This window comes from Pantoea graminicola, from assembly GCF_048452665.1.
GTDB lineage: Bacteria > Pseudomonadota > Gammaproteobacteria > Enterobacterales > Enterobacteriaceae > Pantoea.
The window spans coordinates 214613-233256 of the sequence record NZ_JBLWSJ010000007.1; the positions used below are offsets into that span (position 1 = coordinate 214613).

15 protein-coding genes are annotated in these 18644 nt (G+C 56.1%); 11 read left to right on the top strand and 4 right to left on the bottom strand.

Going from position 1 to position 18644, the window contains the following annotated elements:
• Window positions 1-95: 95 nt before the first annotated feature.
• Together degP and ACNY69_RS16855 are read left to right on the top strand one after the other, a co-directional pair.
• On the top strand, window positions 96-1529 hold the full coding sequence (gene degP / locus ACNY69_RS16850; RefSeq protein ID WP_111140267.1) for a serine endoprotease DegP: 1434 nt from the start codon (window positions 96-98) through the stop codon (window positions 1527-1529).
• Between the two features lie 183 nt (window positions 1530-1712).
• Window positions 1713-2870, top strand: a complete 1158-nt coding sequence (locus ACNY69_RS16855; protein ID WP_111140266.1) for a CdaR family transcriptional regulator — start codon at window positions 1713-1715, stop codon at window positions 2868-2870.
• Between the two features lie 60 nt (window positions 2871-2930).
• Here ACNY69_RS16855 and ACNY69_RS16860 read toward each other — a convergent pair whose 3' ends face one another.
• From ACNY69_RS16860 to map, 4 genes are all read right to left on the bottom strand, one after another.
• Window positions 2931-3323 (bottom strand): DUF3461 family protein, encoded by a 393-nt coding sequence (locus ACNY69_RS16860; protein WP_010254085.1) that lies wholly within the window; start codon window positions 3321-3323, stop codon window positions 2931-2933.
• A gap of 224 nt (window positions 3324-3547) precedes the next feature.
• Window positions 3548-4372 carry a 2,3,4,5-tetrahydropyridine-2,6-dicarboxylate N-succinyltransferase gene (gene dapD, locus ACNY69_RS16865; protein ID WP_111140291.1) on the bottom strand — a complete coding sequence of 275 codons (825 nt, stop codon included), beginning with the start codon at window positions 4370-4372 and terminating at the stop codon, window positions 3548-3550.
• Window positions 4373-4455: 83 nt separating this feature from the next.
• Entirely contained in the window at window positions 4456-7110 is a 2655-nt protein-coding gene (gene glnD, locus ACNY69_RS16870; RefSeq protein WP_111140265.1) for a bifunctional uridylyltransferase/uridylyl-removing protein GlnD, read from the bottom strand.
• A gap of 66 nt (window positions 7111-7176) precedes the next feature.
• A complete protein-coding gene (gene map, locus ACNY69_RS16875; RefSeq protein WP_418799256.1) occupies window positions 7177-7971 on the bottom strand; it encodes a type I methionyl aminopeptidase in 795 nt (264 codons plus the stop codon).
• 316 nt (window positions 7972-8287) lie between these two features.
• Here map and rpsB point away from each other — a divergent pair, with 316 nt between their 5' ends.
• The 9 genes from rpsB (at window position 8288) to bamA (ending at window position 18569) form a co-directional block, all read left to right on the top strand.
• Window positions 8288-9013 carry a 30S ribosomal protein S2 gene (gene rpsB / locus ACNY69_RS16880; protein ID WP_139805878.1) on the top strand — a complete coding sequence of 242 codons (726 nt, stop codon included), beginning with the start codon at window positions 8288-8290 and terminating at the stop codon, window positions 9011-9013.
• A 180-nt stretch (window positions 9014-9193) separates the two neighbouring features.
• Entirely contained in the window at window positions 9194-10045 is an 852-nt protein-coding gene (gene tsf / locus ACNY69_RS16885; protein WP_111142279.1) for a translation elongation factor Ts, read from the top strand.
• Window positions 10046-10202: 157 nt separating this feature from the next.
• Entirely contained in the window at window positions 10203-10928 is a 726-nt protein-coding gene (gene pyrH / locus ACNY69_RS16890) for a UMP kinase (RefSeq protein ID WP_128084920.1), read from the top strand.
• A 143-nt stretch (window positions 10929-11071) separates the two neighbouring features.
• Window positions 11072-11629, top strand: coding sequence for a ribosome recycling factor (gene frr, locus ACNY69_RS16895; protein WP_111140582.1), 558 nt, complete (start codon window positions 11072-11074; stop codon window positions 11627-11629).
• A gap of 111 nt (window positions 11630-11740) precedes the next feature.
• The gene (gene ispC, locus ACNY69_RS16900) at window positions 11741-12937 is read left to right on the top strand and encodes a 1-deoxy-D-xylulose-5-phosphate reductoisomerase (RefSeq protein WP_111140583.1); all 1197 of its coding nucleotides are present in this window, start codon (window positions 11741-11743) and stop codon (window positions 12935-12937) included.
• 181 nt (window positions 12938-13118) lie between these two features.
• Window positions 13119-13871: a (2E,6E)-farnesyl-diphosphate-specific ditrans,polycis-undecaprenyl-diphosphate synthase gene (ispU, locus tag ACNY69_RS16905; RefSeq protein WP_009091989.1), complete on the top strand. Its 753-nt coding sequence runs from the start codon at window positions 13119-13121 to the stop codon at window positions 13869-13871.
• 18 nt (window positions 13872-13889) lie between these two features.
• Window positions 13890-14747, top strand: a complete 858-nt coding sequence (gene cdsA, locus ACNY69_RS16910) for a phosphatidate cytidylyltransferase (protein ID WP_418799260.1) — start codon at window positions 13890-13892, stop codon at window positions 14745-14747.
• 12 nt (window positions 14748-14759) lie between these two features.
• A complete protein-coding gene (gene rseP, locus ACNY69_RS16915; RefSeq protein ID WP_418799262.1) occupies window positions 14760-16106 on the top strand; it encodes a sigma E protease regulator RseP in 1347 nt (448 codons plus the stop codon).
• Window positions 16107-16157: 51 nt separating this feature from the next.
• Window positions 16158-18569, top strand: coding sequence for an outer membrane protein assembly factor BamA (gene bamA, locus ACNY69_RS16920; protein WP_111140586.1), 2412 nt, complete (start codon window positions 16158-16160; stop codon window positions 18567-18569).
• Window positions 18570-18644 lie beyond the last annotated feature (75 nt).

Below are 18644 nucleotides of genomic sequence, written 5' to 3' on the forward strand. Positions count from 1 at the left end.
AGCTTAAACTTTTAAAGGAACTTCGCGCTAAAACACTTATCTCACCTTTCGACCACAGCAATGGTCTGAACAGTAATCTTATTGAGAAACGAAAAATGAAAACAAAGACCTTGATGTTAAGTGCGCTGGCATTGAGCCTGAGCATGGCCCTCGCCCCTGTTACTGTTTCTGCTGCACAAACGGCCTCATCCGACAGTCTGCAACAGCCAAGTCTGGCGCCCATGCTGGAGAAGGTGATGCCCTCTGTGGTCAGTATCAGTGTCGAGGGGACCACCACGGTGAAAACCCCGCGTATGCCGCAACAGTTCCAGCAATTCTTTGGCGATAACTCGCCTTTCTGCCAGGACGGTTCTCCGTTCCAGAGCTCACCGATGTGCCAGAGCGGTGAGGGCGGCGGCGCGCCTGCGCCCGATACACAGCAGGAAAAATTCCGGGCGCTGGGTTCGGGCGTCATCATTAATGCCGAAAAAGGCTATGTGGTCACCAATAACCATGTGGTCAACAATGCGACCAAAATTCAGGTACAGCTCAGCGACGGTCGTCGCTACGACGCCAAAGTGATCGGGAAAGATCCCAGCTCAGACATCGCGCTGGTTCAGCTGAAGGATGCTAAAAATCTTACGGCGGTGAAAATCGCGGACTCCGACAATCTGCGCGTGGGCGACTACACCGTGGCGATCGGCAACCCTTACGGCCTGGGCGAAACCGTGACGTCCGGTATCGTTTCGGCGCTGGGCCGCAGCGGCCTGAACGTGGAAAACTACGAAAACTTCATCCAGACGGATGCGGCGATCAACCGGGGTAACTCCGGTGGTGCACTGGTTAACCTCAACGGTGAGCTGATCGGGATTAACACCGCCATTCTGGCACCGGACGGCGGCAATATCGGTATCGGCTTTGCGATCCCGAGTAACATGGTGAAAAACCTGACGGCTCAGATGGTTGAGTTTGGTCAGGTGAAACGCGGCGAACTGGGCGTGCAGGGTACGGAGCTGAACTCCGAGCTGGCAAAAGCGATGAAGGTCGATGCACAGCGCGGCGCCTTTGTCAGCCAGGTGCTGCCAGGTTCGGCGGCGGCCAAAGCGGGCATCAAAGCGGGTGACGTCATCGTCTCGATGAACGGCAAACCGCTGAGCAGCTTCGCGTCGCTGCGCGCCGAAGTGGGTTCACTGCCGGTGGGCACCACGCTGAAACTGGGGCTGCTGCGCGACGGCAAGCCTGTTGACGTCTCCGTGCAGCTGCAGCAGAGCAGCCAGGCGAAAGTGCAGTCCGCCACCATCTATAACGGCATTGAAGGGGCGGATCTCAGCAATGTCGACACCGGTGACAAGGGCGTCCGCGTGGATAACGTGAAACCGGGCAGCGCCGCAGCACGCATCGGCCTGAAAAAGGGCGATGTGATCCAGGGCGTTAACCAGCAGGTGGTGACCAACCTGGGTGAACTGCGCAAAGTGCTGGATACCAAACCTTCCGTGCTGGCGCTGAATGTGAAACGCGGTGACAGCAGCATCTATCTGCTGATGCAGTAAGGGTTTATCCCTCACACAGAGGCGGACTGCGGTCCGCCTTTTTTATGTCCGCCGTTCACCCCGTCAGAGTGTGATGCTGTCCGCAGATTCGGTAAATGCCTCCCCGGCTCTGTGCAATTGCACAATGCTCTGCGCAGAGCGCATGCGTATTCTGTTTCTCCCTCTCTTTATCAGGAGTAACGGATGGCAACCTATCACCTTGATGCCCGGCTGGCGCAGGATATTGTGGCACGCACCATGAAGATTATTGACAGCAACGTCAATGTGATGGATGCGCGCGGCCGCATCATCGGCAGCGGTGACCGGGAGCGCATTGGAGAGTTGCACGAAGGTGCGCTGCTGGTGCTCTCTCAGGCGCGGGTGGTCGATATCGATGAGGCGGTGGCTAAACATCTTCATGGCGTGCGGCCCGGCATTAACCTGCCGCTGCGGATTGATGGCGACATCGTCGGCGTGATTGGCCTGACGGGGGAACCGGTCGCCTTACGTCACTATGGCGAGCTGGTCTGTATGACGGCGGAGATGATGCTGGAACAGGCGCGACTGCTGCATATGCTGGCGCAGGATAGCCGTCTGCGTGAGGAGCTGGTACTGAACCTGATCCGCAGCGATACCCTGTCGCCGCAGCTGACCGAATGGGCGCAGCGGCTTGGGATCGATCTCAATCAGCCGCGCGTGGTGGCGGTACTGGAGATCGACAGCGGTCAGCTCGGCGTTGACAGTGCGATGTCGGAGTTACAGCAGTTGCAGACCCTGCTGACGACCCCTGAACGCGATAACCTGATCGCCATCGTGTCGCTGACGGAGATGGTGGTGCTGAAGCCCGCCCTGAATGCGCACGGACGCTACGACCAGGAGGATCACCGCCGTCGCGTCGAGCAGCTGTTGCAGCGGATGAAAGAGAGTGGCCACCTGCGGATGCGCATCGCGCTGGGCAACTTTTTCAGCGGGCCGGGCAGCATAGCCCGCTCTTACCGGACGGCGCGCACGACGATGATGGTCGGTAAGCAGCGGATGCCCGACGTGCGCAGCTATTTTTATCAGGATCTGGTGCTGCCGGTTCTGCTCGACAGCCTGCGTGGTGGCTGGCAGGCCAATGAACTCGCCCGGCCTCTGGCGAAACTCAGGAGCATGGATAACAACGGTCTGCTGCGCCGGACGCTGATCGCCTGGTTCACCCACAACGTTCAGCCGGGTGCCACGGCGCGCGCGCTGTTTATTCATCGCAATACGCTGGAATACCGGCTGAACCGGATTTCAGAGCTGACCGGGCTCAATCTGGGCCAGTTTGACGATCGGCTGCTGCTCTATGTGGCGTTGCAGCTGGATGAGCAGGGATGAGGCGAGGAGAGGGGAGATAAAAAAGGCCAGCAACGCTGGCCCCATCTGTCGGCGGGAAAATTAACGACCGTTACGGGTTAATTTTTCCAGATCCGATTCGATTTCAGTAATCTTGTGCGAGACCACGCTCTCCAGATGACGCAGATCATCCAGGATCTTACGTTTCAGATCCACTTCAACCTGGTCGCGCTGGCAAATCTGGTCCAGCTCATCGATCACATAACGCAGATTCGGGCTGATTTCCTGCACTTCTTTGTAGCCCTGAGTTGCGTGATCGGCCACGACCGTTTTGCGCTGGCGCGGATATTTGAATTTCACGCTCTTCGCGAAAAACTCGCCTTTATCTTTGCGGAAGTAAATTTTCAGAATGTCGTTGTTGGCTTCCTGACGCAGGCTGTAGCGGTCGATGTCGTCCGGATTACTGATTCCTAAGCTTTTCAGATTGTCATACATAGCGTTGTTTCCATCAAAAGTGAGAAGCGCGCAGGTTTGTTCATGACGTCAGACAACTGTAGACATAAAGCAGCGGGATGAACATTGCGCGACAGGATTTAACTGGCGCGGATTATGACCTGGATGAAAACTAAACGCACCCGATCCTTCGCGGCGCGAAGCAGGCTGATTGAGAATGGCTGTAAAGAAAAGATGACGGGCTGGTTTCCAGCCCGTCACTGAAATCAGTCGATGGTGCGCAGCAGTTCGTTGATGCCGGTTTTGCTGAGGGTTTTTGCATCCACCTTTTTCACGATCACGGCACAGTAGAGGCTGTAGCTGCCATCTTTGGACGGCAGATTACCGGAAACCACCACCGAACCGGCAGGAACGCGACCATAATGCACTTCGCCGGTTTCACGGTCATAGATTTTAGTGCTCTGACCGATATAGACACCCATTGAGATCACTGAGCCTTCTTCAACAATCACGCCTTCAACGATTTCAGAGCGTGCGCCGATGAAGCAGTTGTCTTCGATGATAGTCGGGTTAGCCTGCAGCGGCTCCAGCACGCCGCCAATACCAACGCCGCCAGAGAGGTGAACGTTTTTACCGATCTGTGCACAGGAGCCCACTGTCGCCCAGGTGTCTACCATAGTGCCTTCATCCACGAAAGCGCCGATGTTGACGTAAGAAGGCATCAGCACCGTGTTGCGGGCGATGAATGCACCCTGACGCACCGCCGCAGGCGGCACCACGCGGAAACCGGCCTCTTTGAAGCGCGCCTCATCCCAGCCCGCAAATTTCATCGGCACTTTGTCGTAAAAACGGGTTTCAGCGCCTTCCATCACCTGGTTGTCATTGATGCGGAAAGAGAGCAGCACGGCTTTCTTCAGCCACTGATGCGTTACCCACTCGCCGTCGATCTTCTCTGAAACACGCAGTGCGCCGCTGTCCAGCAGCGCGATCACCCGGTTGATGGCATCACGGGTTTCGCTGTCGACGCTGGTCGGGGTAATGTCAGCGCGACGTTCGAAGGCGGATTCAATAACGCTCTGTAACTGTTGCATATTTTTTTCCTGATCTGTCATGTGCGGTGCCGGGCACTATCCCGGCACAAGTAAAGAAATGAATGTTTACCAGTCGGGTCGGGTCACACTTTATCGTTTGGATTAAGGGCCTCTGTCAACCGTTGTTGCAACGCTGTGCGCATTTCTTCGTTCAGCGCCTGCCGTTCACTGTTGGCCAGAATAAACAGATCCTCGACCCGCTCGCCAATGGTGCTGATGCGGGCGCCGTGCAGTGAAACCCCCAGATCGGCGAAGACTTCCCCGACCCGCGCCAGCAGACCGGGCTGATCCAGCGCCACCAGCTCCAGATAGCTGCGACGGTCGGTGTGCGTCGGCAGGAAGTTGACCTCGGTATCCACGCTGAAATGTTTAAGCCGGGCCGACGGGCGACGGGTGCGCGGCGGCACCCACTCGGACTGAGTGATCGCCTGCTCCAGCGCCTGAATGATCATCGGGTGACGATCCGGCGAAAGCGGGCTGCCATCCGGCTCCAGCACGATAAAGGTATCCATCGCCATGCCATCGCGGCTGGTGAAGATTTGTGCGTCGTGCACGCTGAGATTGCGGCGATCCAGCTCACCGGCCACGGCAGCAAACAGATGTGGCCGATCGGGACTCCAGATGAAAATTTCGGTGCCGCCGCGCGTGGCGTGCGGGCTGACCAGCACCAGCGGTTTTTTCAGGTCGTGAGCCAGCAGGTGGCGGGCGTGCCAGGCGATCTGATTTGGCGTATGGCGCAGAAAATAGTCGGCGCGGCAGCGATTCCAGATCTGGTGCAGCCGCTCTTCATCGATGTTATCCATCCGCAGCAGCGCCAGCGCCTGCAGGCGATGATGGCGTACCCGCTCGCGCAGATCCGGGCTGTTCTCCATGCCGCGTCGCAGCTGCTTCTCGGTGGCGAAAAAGAGCTCGCGCAGCAGGCTCTGCTTCCAGCTGTTCCAGAGGCTTTCGTTGGTGGCGCAGATGTCGGCCACGGTCAGACAGACCAGATAGCGCAGCCGGTTCTCATTCTGCATCACCTCGGCAAACTGCTGGATCACCGTCGGGTCCTGAATATCGCGCCGCTGCGCCGTCACCGACATCAGCAGATGATGGCGGACCAGCCAGGCCACCAGCTGCGTCTCCCGTGAGTTCAGACCATGCATCTCCGCGAAGTCGAGCGCATCCTGCGCGCCGAGAACCGAGTGATCGCCGTTGCGACCTTTGGCTATGTCGTGCAGCAGGGCGGCCATCAGCAGCAGCTCCTGCTGCGGCAGACGCGGCCATAACTCCACGCAGAGCGGATGCTGTGGCCGCGTCGCTTCGCTGGCAAAGCTCTCCAGCTTCTGCAGAACCCGGATGGTATGCTCATCGACGGTGTAGGCGTGAAACAGGTCAAACTGCATCTGTCCGACGATTTGGCCCCACAGCGGTGTGTACGCCCACAACACGCTGTGGCGATGCATCGGCACCAGCGCCCGGCTGACCGCGCCGGGATGGCGCAGGATCGACATAAAGGTTCGCCGCGCCTCGGGGATCTGGCACAGCGGCTGACTGAGATGCCGACGCGCATGGCGCAGCTGGCGCAGGGTCGTGGAGTAGATGCCTTTGATATTGTCGTTGCGCACCATGACGTAGAACATGCGCAGAATGGCCTGCGGCTCGCGTCTGAACAGCGTTTCGTCGCGCAGGTCGATCAGGTCGCCACGCAGCTGGAAATCGTCATCGACAGGGCGGGGTTTTTCGCTGGTGGAGAGTGCCAGAATCGCCTCATCAAACAGCTGCAACAGCATCTGATTCAGTTCGCTGATGCGCCGGGTGACCCGATAAAAATCCTTCATCATCTGCTCAACCGGCGCATTGCCTTCGCCCTGATAGTTCAGGCGCTGTGCCACGCTGAGCTGGCGATCAAACAGCAGGCGGTTGTCGTAGCGCGGCAGCGAGAGATGCAGAGCAAAGCGGATGCGCCAGAGAAATTCCTGACATTCGTTGAGTTCGCTGCGCTCCGCGTCAGTGAGAAAGCCAAAGCCGACCATCTCATCCAGCGTGGTGGCCCCGAAGTGGCGTCGGGCGACCCACTGCAGCGTATGGATATCCCGCAGGCCGCCGGGGCTGCTCTTGATGTCCGGCTCCAGGTTGTAGCTGGTGCCGTGATAACGCTTATGGCGCTCCTGCTGCTCCTCAATCTTGGCCGCAAAAAAGGTGGAGGAGGGCCAGAAGCCGTCGCTGAAGATATTCTTCTGTAACGCCAGAAACAGCGCCACGTCGCCGGTGAGCATCCTGGATTCAATCAGGTTGGTGGCCACGGTGAGATCCGAGAGCCCCTCCAGCAGGCACTCCTCCAGCGTACGGACGCTGTGGCCCACTTCCAGCCGGAGATCCCACATCAGCGTCAGCAGTTCGCTGGTGCGCTGCGCGGCCTGTTCGTCCAGCGGCTGACGGCTAAGGATCAGGACATCAATATCTGAGAGCGGATGCAGTTCGGCCCGACCATAGCCGCCCACGGCAACCAGCGCAATCGCCGGCATCTCCGCAAAACCAAAAAAGCGCCACAGGCGACACAGGAGCCGATCGATAAACAGCGTGCGCGCATCAATCAGCGACTCCACCGCTTCGCCCGCATCAAACGCGGCAGCCAGATGCTGCTGAAACTGTTCCAGCCGCAGCTTCAGGCTGTCGCGGGTCAGCTGGTCGTCACTCCATCCGGCCGGGGAATCGGCCAGACCGCTCTTCACATCTTCCGACAGACTCACGCTCATGCAGCTCTTCTCTTTTTTAGCCAAAAAAAAGCCGGCTCAGCGCCGGCTTGATCTGTAATCGGGGAATTACCCTTCGGCGACGAGCACAGCAGGCAGCGTGTCATCTTTACGCAGGGTTAAAATCTCACAGCCGTTTTCCGTCACCACAATAGTATGCTCATACTGCGCGGACAAGCTGCGATCTTTGGTTTTTACCGTCCAGCCATCTTTCATGGTGCGGATGCGGTAATCGCCGGCGTTGACCATCGGCTCAACCGTAAAGGTCATGCCCACCTGCAGCACCACGCCGCCGTCATCGGCATCGTAGTGCAGTACCTGAGGCTCTTCGTGGAATCCTTTGCCAATGCCATGCCCGCAATATTCCCGCACCACGGAGAAGTCGTTCGCTTCCACATATTTCTGAATCGCGCGGCCCAGCTCGCGCAGACGGATGCCGGGCTTAATCAGACGCAGGGAAAGATAGAGGCTCTCCTGGGTGATGCGGCACAGGCGCTCGCCCTGGATCGTCGGTTTGCCGACGATAAACATCTTAGAGGTATCGCCGTGATACTCATCTTTGATGACGGTGACATCGATATTGACGATATCGCCATCTTTTAACGGGCGATCGTCGCTGGGGATGCCGTGGCAGACCACTTCATTCACCGAAATGCAGACCGACTTTGGAAAGCCGTGATAGCCCAGACAGGCAGAAACCGCCTGCTGCTTTTGCGTGATGTGCTCGTGGCAGATGCGATCCAGCTCACCGGTCGTCACACCCGGCTGAACATAGGGTTCGATCATCTCCAGCACTTCAGCGGCCAGGCGGCCCGCAACGCGCATTTTTTCGATTTCTTCAGGGGTTTTGATTGAAATTGCCATTAAATTAATCCGCATTTGTCGAAAATTTCGACAATAATGAACTCTGTGCTGTCATGTTAGCAGCCCGTAAATGGGCTGCCAAATAGAGAACGCACTGGCCCCGGGCCGTGATCATTTATTGGCGTCCCCTGGCTGGTTGTGGTATAAAGCGCGCCGACGATTCTCTGTATGGCCGTTTCGGTCAGCAGGAAACGCATAACTCTCATTATGTGTAATAAAACACACATGTATCGACACATACGCCGGGGTGCCTTGAAAGAGGTCGGTCGTATGGGATACATGGAGGCCCAACCCCAATCAAAATTCAGAGGTAATCATGGCAACTGTTTCCATGCGCGACATGCTCCAGGCGGGTGTTCACTTCGGTCACCAGACCCGTTACTGGAACCCAAAAATGAAGCCATTCATCTTTGGTGCGCGCAACAAGGTTCACATCATCAACCTTGAGAAAACTGTCCCTATGTTCAACGAAGCGCTGGCTGAACTGAACAAGATCGCTTCCCGTAAAGGTAAGATCCTGATCGTAGGTACCAAACGCGCTGCTGCTGAAGCGGTAAAAGAGTCTGCACTGAGCTGCGACCAGTTCTTCGTCAACCACCGCTGGTTAGGTGGCATGCTGACTAACTGGAAAACTGTTCGTCAGTCAATCAAGCGTCTGAAAGATCTGGAGACTCAGTCTCAGGATGGTACTTTCGACAAACTGACCAAGAAAGAAGCACTGATGCGTGCGCGTGAACTGGCCAAGCTGGAAAACAGCCTGGGCGGTATCAAAGACATGGGCGGCCTGCCAGACGCGCTGTTCGTTGTTGATGCCGATCACGAACATATCGCAATCAAAGAAGCAAACAACCTGGGTATCCCGGTATTTGCTATCGTTGATACCAACTCTGATCCAGATGGCGTTGATTTCGTTATCCCAGGTAACGACGATGCGATCCGTGCTGTAAGCCTGTACCTGACTGCCGTTGCGACTACCGTTCGCGAAGGCCGCTCTCAGGACCTGGCTGAGCAAGCTGAAGAAGCGTCTTTAGAAAACGCTTAATAAGGTTTGCTCTGCATAAGAGCCCTTAGCATTCAGATGTGATCTGTAAGGGGCCTGTACTGGCCCCTTTATTTTATCTAAGTCTGTCACGCTCCCAACCGGACGGCGGGACAGAAAAATTTTCCGCAAATAAGTGTCTGCTGGTGCAAACGTACACAGGCACGAACCGAGGATTCTGGAATGGCTGACATTACCGCTGCATTGGTAAAAGAACTGCGTGAGCGTACTGGCGCTGGCATGATGGACTGCAAAAAAGCGCTGACTGAAGCGAACGGCGACATTGAGCTGGCGATTGAGAACATGCGTAAGTCTGGCGCAATCAAAGCAGCGAAAAAAGCAGGCAACGTTGCTGCTGATGGCGTAATCAAAACCAAGATCGTTGGCGACTACGGCGTGATTCTGGAAGTTAACTGCCAGACTGACTTCGTGGCAAAAGATGGCGGTTTCCAGGCATTCGCAGACAAAGTTCTGGAAGCAGCTGCTGCCGGTCGCGTTACCGACGTTGAAGTTCTGAAAGCGCAGTTCGAAGAAGAGCGCGTTGCACTGGTTGCTAAAATCGGTGAGAACATCAACATCCGTCGCGTTGCAATTCTGGAAGGCGCAGAGCTGGGCAGCTACCTGCACGGCGCACGTATCGGCGTTCTGGTTTCCGCTACCGGCGCGAACGAAGATCTGATCAAACAGATCGCGATGCACGTTGCTGCAAGCAAGCCTGAGTTCGTTAAGCCAGAAGACGTTTCTGCTGACGTGGTTGAGAAAGAGTACCAGGTTCAGCTGGACATCGCGATGCAGTCTGGCAAGCCAAAAGAGATCGCAGAGAAGATGGTTGAAGGCCGCATGAAGAAATTCACCGGCGAAGTCTCTCTGACCGGTCAGGCTTTCGTTATCGACCCAAGCAAAACCGTTGGCCAGGCTCTGAAAGAGCAGGGCGCTGACGTCATCAACTTCATCCGCTTCGAAGTGGGTGAAGGCATCGAGAAAGTTGAGTCTGACTTTGCTGCAGAAGTTGCAGCCATGTCCAAACAGTCTTAATGCTCTGAAAGAACCGCCATCTGGCGGTTCTTTTTTGTCTGTGCACCGCAACAGGCACGTTTTCAGTTTCATCCCAATAGCAATTTCATCGCGGTAAGCGGATGATCGATCAGAATTTACTTCTCTTTTACACCCAATCTTCCAGGAAGAACTGACCATGGCGACCAACGCAAAACCTGTTTATCAACGTATCCTGCTTAAACTCAGCGGTGAAGCCCTGCAAGGCGCTGAAGGTTTTGGTATCGACGCGAGTGTGCTTGACCGTATGGCACAAGAGGTAAAAGAGCTGGTTGAACTGGGCATCCAGGTTGGCGTGGTGATTGGCGGTGGTAACCTGTTCCGTGGCGCAGGCCTGGCACAGGCGGGGATGAACCGTGTGGTGGGCGACCACATGGGTATGCTGGCAACCGTCATGAACGGTCTGGCGATGCGTGATGCGCTGCACCGCGCCTATGTGAACGCACGTCTGATGTCAGCGATTCCACTGAATGGCGTCTGTGACAACTACAGCTGGGCAGAGGCGATCAGCCTGCTGCGCAATAACCGCGTGGTGATCTTCTCCGCCGGTACCGGCAACCCGTTCTTCACCACAGACTCTGCGGCGTGTCTGCGCGGCATTGAGATTGAGGCGGACGTGGTGCTGAAGGCGACCAAGGTCGATGGCGTCTACTCTGCTGACCCGGTGAAAAACCCGGACGCTACACTCTATGAGCAGCTGACCTATGCCGAAGTGCTGGATCAGGAGCTGAAAGTGATGGATCTCGCGGCCTTTACCCTGGCGCGTGACCACAAATTACCTATCCGTGTTTTCAACATGAATAAGCCTGGCGCGCTGCGTCGCGTAGTGATGGGTGAAAAAGAAGGCACCCTGATTACGCATTAATACCCGAGGCGAGATAAAATAAGGTATATTCTGTCAGCGCGATGATAATGCATCGCGCACCAGTCAGGATTATCGATGATTATCGATCCCGCTTCCGGTTACGCCGGAACTGGCCAGGTCAAACCGAATCCAAGGGTTTCAACGTGATTAACGACATCAAAAAAGATGCTGATACGCGCATGGAAAAATGCGTGGAAGCATTCAAAACCACCATCGGCAAAGTGCGCACCGGTCGTGCTTCACCTTCGCTGCTCGACGGCATCGTCGTCGAATATTACGGCACGCCGACGCCACTGCGTCAGCTGGCTTCCGTTACCGTGGAAGATTCACGCACGCTGAAAATCAACGTGTTCGATCGTTCACTGAGTGCGGCAGTCGAAAAAGCGATCATGAAGTCTGATCTCGGCCTGAACCCAAGTTCAGCCGGCACCGACATTCGTGTTCCGCTGCCTGCGCTGACAGAAGAGCGTCGTAAAGATCTGATCAAAATCGTGCGCGGCGAAGCCGAGCAGGGCCGTGTGTCGGTACGTAACGTCCGTCGCGATGCCAACGATAAGATCAAAGCGCTGCTGAAAGACAAAGAGATCAGCGAAGACGACGAACGTCGTGCGCAGGATGAAGTACAAAAAATGACTGATGCGTACATCAAGAAAGTCGATGCCGCACTGTCAGAAAAAGAGACGGAGCTGATGGATTTCTGATCCCATCACTGCCCGACAAAACGCCGTACAGAGAGGTATTCGTATGAATGCGACATCTGGCGGCGTTTTACATTGTGCCTGCGGGCACGCTGACTTCACACGGATAGCCTCATGAAGCGATTAACTCTGCTGGGATCTACCGGCTCGATCGGCACCAGTACGCTGGCGGTGGTTCGCGCCAATCCGGCGCTTTATCAGATCACGGCGCTGGTCGCCGGTCACAACGTCTCGCTGATGGCCGAACAGTGTGCGACCTTCAGACCCCGCTACGCCTGTATGGCAGACGACGCCTCTGCGGCGGCATTGCGTGAGCGACTGAGAGCAATCAGCGTCGAAACTGAAGTGCTCTCCGGCGTTCAGGCAGCCTGCGAACTGGCCGCGCTGGACGAGGTGGATCAGGTGATGGCGGCGATTGTGGGCGCCTCGGGTCTGCTGCCGACACTCGCCGCCATTCGCGCGGGCAAAACGGTCCTGCTGGCCAACAAAGAATCGCTTGTCACCTGCGGCCGTTTGTTTATGGAGGCGGTGCGTCATCATCACGCACAGTTACTACCGGTCGACAGCGAGCATAACGCCATTTTTCAGAGTTTACCCGCTACCATCCAGCATCAGTTAGGTTACGCTGACCTGCAGGATAATGGCATTGAGTCGATTATCCTTACGGGATCGGGTGGTCCTTTTCGTGACACAGCGTTAGCGGATCTCAGCGCCATGTCGCCGGATCAGGCCTGTGCACATCCGAACTGGTCGATGGGAAGAAAAATCTCTGTCGATTCGGCCACCATGATGAATAAAGGTCTTGAGTACATTGAAGCCCGTTGGTTGTTTAATGCCAGCGCAGCGCAGATGGAAGTGATCCTTCACCCTCAGTCGGTGATCCACTCCATGGTGCGATACTGCGATGGCAGCGTGCTGGCTCAGTTAGGTTCTCCCGATATGCGTACGCCGATTGCTCACAGCATGGCCTGGCCTTCGCGTATTCATGCAGGCGTGACACCGCTGGATTTTACCCGCATGTCGGCGCTGACCTTTGCAGAACCTGACTTCAGCCGCTACCCCTGTCTGAAACTGGCGATTGATGCCTGTGACGCAGGGCAGGCGGCGACCACCACGCTTAATGCCGCCAACGAGGTTGCCGTCGCGGCTTTCCTGAATCACCAAATCCGCTTCACCGACATTGCCGCCCTGAACAGCGCGGTGATGGCGGCACAGGTGTGTCCGGAACCGGATTCGGTGGACGCTGTCCTTGAAATCGATCGCATCGCACGCGCGCTGGCGACAGAAATGTTGCCGCGCTTCACGTCGTGAGGGCGATCGTTATGAGGCCATTTGTTCGCTTCAGGTGAAAATGGTATAGTCGCTGGCTCGCGTTTCACGGTCTGTCACCGGATTCGGTGTGACCCGGCACTCAGAGGGTGTCGGGATTTGAATCGGGCGCAATGTATTCAGAAACCACAGCATTTCTGATGAAAGGAATTGGTTAAGCGTTATGTCGTCTAACAATCACAACAACACTGATGACCAGCAGGGAAACGGTCCGCGTCACGTCGCTATCATCATGGATGGCAATGGTCGCTGGGCTAAAAATCAGGGAAAATTGCGGATTTCCGGCCACAAAGCGGGCGTTAAATCGGTACGTCGTGCCGTCAGCTTTGCGGTCAGCAACAATCTTGAAGCCCTGACGCTTTACGCCTTCAGCAGTGAAAACTGGAGTCGGCCGGCGCAGGAAGTCACTGCGTTGATGGAACTGTTTGTCTGGGCGCTGGATAGCGAAGTTAAAAGCCTGCACAAACACAACGTTCGTCTGCGCGTCATTGGCGATACCAGCCGTTTCAGCCCGCGTATTCAGGAACGTATTCGCCGTTCTGAGACGCTGACTGCAAATAATAGTGGCCTGACGCTCAACATTGCTGCCAACTATGGCGGCCGTTGGGATATTATCGAAGGCGTGAAAAAACTGGCTGAACAGGTTCAGGAAGGATTACTGCGACCTGACCAGATTACCGAAGAGAGCCTGACGTCGCAGCTCTGCATGCAGGAGCTGGCGCCAGTGGATTTAGTGATAAGGACCGGGGGAGAGCATCGGATTAGCAACTTCCTGCTGTGGCAGATTGCCTATGCTGAATTCTATTTTACCGATGTGCTCTGGCCGGATTTCGATGAACACGTTTTTGAAGGTGCACTGAATGCATTCTCTCTGCGGGAGCGTCGTTTTGGCGGCGCTGCACCAGGCGGCGCCTGAGCAATCTGGGGGTAACCTTTGCTGAAGTCTCGTCTGATTACCGCGTTGATATTAATTCCGCTGGTAATAGCTGCACTGTTCTGGTTACCGCCCGTAGGTTTCGCACTGACAACGATTGTTATCTGCATGCTGGCCGCCTGGGAATGGGGTCAGTTTGCAGGGATGGCATCACGCCAGCAGCGCGTCTGGCTGGCTGTACTTTGTGGTCTGCTGCTGGCGCTGATGCAGTTTACGCTGCCACCCTATCAGCACATGGTGCAACTGCCGCAGATCGCGACATCGCTCTGGGCGTCGCTGGTGTGGTGGGTCGTTGCCCTGCTGCTGGTGCTCTCCTATCCCGCTTCTGCGGCCTTCTGGCGTCATTCGCGTCCGCTCCGTTTACTCTTTGGCGTCCTAACGCTGGTGCCCTTTTTCTGGGGCATGGTGGCGCTGCGTCAGTATCACTATGAAACCGATCACTTTGCCGGCGCCTGGTGGCTGCTGTTTGTGCTGCTGCTGGTATGGGGTGCGGATTCAGGTGCCTACATGTTTGGCAAGATGTTCGGCAAACACAAGCTGGCCCCAAAGGTCTCACCGGGGAAAACCTGGGAAGGGTTTCTGGGCGGCCTCGCCTCTTCTGCGCTGATTGCGCTGCTGTTTGCCTCCCTGGCACCGCTTACGGTCTCGGTGGGCACGCTGGTCATCTGCGCGGTCATTTCGACACTGGCCTCGGTGCTGGGCGACCTCACGGAGAGCATGTTCAAACGTGAAGCGGGCATTAAGGACAGCGGCAATCTGATCCCGGGTCACGGTGGCATTCTTGACCGCATCGATAGTCTGACTGCGGCGGTGCCGGTGTTTGCCTGTTTACTGCTGCTGGTGTTCCGCACCCTCTGAGGACAGGCAAAGATGTTGAGCATACTCTGGAGTTTTGTCGCCTTTATCGTTGCGCTGGGCGTACTGATTACGGTTCATGAGTTTGGCCACTTCTGGGTCGCTCGTCGCTGTGGCGTGAAAGTTGAACGTTTTTCTATCGGCTTCGGCAAGGCGCTCTGGCAGCGCCGTGACCGTCACGGCACCGACTATGTCATCGCGCTGATTCCACTTGGCGGCTATGTCAAAATGCTCGACGAACGCGTCGAAAGCGTGCCGGCCGAGCTGCGTCATCAGGCTTTTAACAACAAAGCCGTCTGGCAACGCGCCTCCATCATTGCGGCAGGTCCTGTCGCTAACTTCATCTTCGCCATCTTCGCCTACTGGGTTGTGTTTATTCACGGCGTCCCTGGTGTGCGCCCGGTAATCGGTGAAATTTTAAACGGTTCGGTGGCGGCGGAAGCTCAAATTACACCCGGCATGGAACTTAAGGCGGTTGACGGTATCGAAACGCCTGACTGGGATGCTGTGCGTATGGCGCTGGTTGGTAAAATCGGCGACAGCACTACCACGCTGACCGTGGCCCGATTTGGCGAAGAGGCGACGCAGCGGAAGCAGCTGGATTTGCGTAACTGGCAGTTTGAGCCGGATAAGCAGGATCCGGTTGCTGCGCTGGGGATTCAGCCGCGCGGTCCGCAGATTGAGACCACGCTGGCAGAAGTCCAGGCCAACTCGCCAGCCAGTGAAGCCGGTTTGCAAGCGGGCGACAGGATCGTTAAAGTCGATGGTCAGCCATTATCGCAGTGGCAGTTCTTTGTCACCCAGGTCCGGGATAATCCGGGCAAAAGCATGGCGCTTGAGGTGGATCGCGGTGGTGACTCCATTGCGCTGACGATGACGCCGGAAGCGAAGGCGGGCAGTAAAGCGGGATTTGCCGGTGTCATTCCGCGCATTATTCCGCTGCCTGAAGAGTACAAAACGGTAAGACAGTATGGTGCGTTTGCCGCTATCGGTGAGGCCAGTGTAAAAACCTGGCAGCTGATGAAGCTCACGGTGTCCATGCTGGGCAAGTTAATAACCGGTGATGTGAAGCTGAACAACCTGAGCGGGCCGATTTCGATTGCGCAGGGTGCAGGGTTGTCAGCAGAGTACGGGTTGATTTACTACCTGATGTTCCTGGCGCTGATTAGCGTCAACCTGGGCATCATCAATCTGTTCCCTCTGCCGGTTTTAGATGGTGGGCATCTGCTCTTCCTGGCGATCGAAAAGATCAAAGGCGGACCGGTGTCCGAGCGAGTTCAGGACTTTAGTTATCGCATCGGCTCAATTCTGCTGGTGCTGTTAATGGGGCTTGCACTTTTCAATGATTTCTCACGTTTGTAACCGCTGGAACGCGAACATTCGGGGGATGTGTTAGGAAAACGCATAACAACGATGGCGATGAAAAAGTTGCTCATAGCGTCGCTGCTGTTTAGCAGCGCCACCGTTTACGGTGCAGACGATTTCGTGGTGAAGGATATTCATTTCGAAGGGCTGCAGCGAGTCGCCGTCGGCGCGGCTCTGCTGAGCATGCCAGTACGGGTTGGTGATACGGTGAATGACGATGATGTCAGAAACACCATTCGCTCGCTGTTCGCTACTGGCAACTTTGAGGATGTTCAGGTCCTGCGAGACGGTACAACACTGATTGTCCAGGTCAAAGAACGTCCTACCATTGCCAGCATTACCTTCACCGGTAACAAAGCGGTGAAAGAGGAGCAGCTCAAACAGAATCTGGAAGCCTCAGGCGTGCGTGTCGGCGAAGCGCTGGACCGTACCACCATCTCCTCTATCGAGAAGGGCCTTGAGGATTTCTACTACAGCGTCGGGAAATATACCGCTAACGTGAAAGCCGTGGTTACGCCGCTGCCGCGTAACCGTGTGGACCTGAAGCTGGTCTTTACCGAAGGTGTCTCTGCCAAAATTCAGCAGATCAACATCGTCGGTAACAAAGCCTTTAGCTCGGACGAGCTGATCTCCCGTTTCCAGCTGCGCGATGAAGTGCCGTGGTGGAACGTGGTGGGCGACCGTAAATATCAGAAGCAGAAACTGGCGGGCGACCTCGAAACCCTGCGCAGCTTCTATCTGGATCGCGGTTATGCACGCTTCAACATCGATTCCACGCAGGTCAGCCTGACGCCCGATAAAAAAGGCATCTACATCACGGTGAACATCACCGAAGGCGACCAGTACAAAATCGCGGGTGTGATCGTCAATGGCAGCATGGCTGGCCACTCGGCAGAAATTGAACATCTGACCAAAATTCCGTCCGGCGAACTTTATAACGGCGCCAAAGTGACGAAGATGGAAGATGACATCAAGAAACTGCTGGGCCGCTACGGCTATGCCTATCCGCGCGTGGCGACACAGCCGGAAATCAACGACGCCGATAAGACCGTAAAACTGCATATCAACGTGGATGCGGGTAACCGCTACTACGTGCGCAATGTCCGCTTCGAAGGCAACGACACCTCGAAAGATTCGGTGTTACGTCGCGAAATGCGTCAGATGGAAGGCGCATGGCTGGGCAGCGACCTGGTTGAGCAGGGCAAAGAGCGTCTGAACCGCACCGGTTACTTCGAAACCGTGGATGTGGACACCCAGCGCGTGCCAGGTTCGCCGGACCAGGTGGATGTGGTTTACAAGGTCAAAGAGCGTAACACCGGGACCTTTAACTTCGGCGTCGGTTACGGCACCGAAAGTGGCGTGAGCTTCCAGGTCGGGGTAACGCAGGATAACTGGCTGGGCACCGGTAATACCGTCGGCATCAGCGGCACCAAGAACGACTACCAGACCTACGCGGAATTCTCACTGACCGACCCGTACTTCACCGTTGACGGTGTCAGTCTGGGTGGCCGTCTGTTCTATAACGACTTTAAAGCGGACAACGCGGACCTCTCTGACTATACCAACAAAAGTTATGGTCTGGATGGCACGCTCGGCTTCCCGGTTAACGAAAACAACACCCTGCGTGTTGGTCTGGGCTATGTCCACAATGACCTCTCTAACATGCAGCCGCAGGTGGCGATGTGGCGTTATCTCGACTCGGTTGGCAAACCGCAGCAGCTTAACGACAAGGGTGAGTTCTCCGCAGATGACTTCACCTTTAACTACGGCTGGACGTACAACACCCTGGACCGCGGCTTCTTCCCGACGTCGGGTAACCGCACCAACCTGAACGGTAAGGTGACGATTCCGGGCTCAGATAACAGCTTCTATAAGGCCACGCTGGATACCCAGCAATATGTGCCGATTAACCAGGATCGTACCTGGGTGCTGCTGGGTCGTGGCCGCGTGGGCTATGGCGATGGACTTGGCGGCAAAGAGATGCCGTTCTATGAGAACTTCTACGCCGGTGGTTCAAGCACCGTGCGTGGCTTCCAGTCCAACACCATTGGTCCTAAAGCCGCTTACTACAATAACAATTCGTCAAACTGCCGGATTGCCGATCCAAATGGCGTCTGTAAGTCTGACGATGCGGTCGGGGGTAACGCGATGGCAATCGCCAGCCTTGAGCTGATTACGCCAACGCCGTTCCTGAGCGAGAAGTATGCTAACTCGGTGCGTACGTCGGTGTTTGTCGACGCCGGTACCGCGTGGGATACCCATTGGGAAAATACCGCTGAAACGCGTGCTGCGGGCATTCCTGACTACAGCGATCCAAACAACATCCGTGTTTCAAGCGGTGTTGCGCTGCAGTGGATGTCACCGCTTGGCCCGCTGGTGTTCTCATACGCCCAGCCGCTGAAGAAAGTCGAGGGAGACAAGTCAGAGCAGTTCCAGTTTAACATTGGTAAAACCTGGTAATGTTCTGAGCATGGATGCAAGCTGAAGTCTTGCTGCCGGACAGCACACGCTGCTGTTCCGGTGCAAACACTGTGT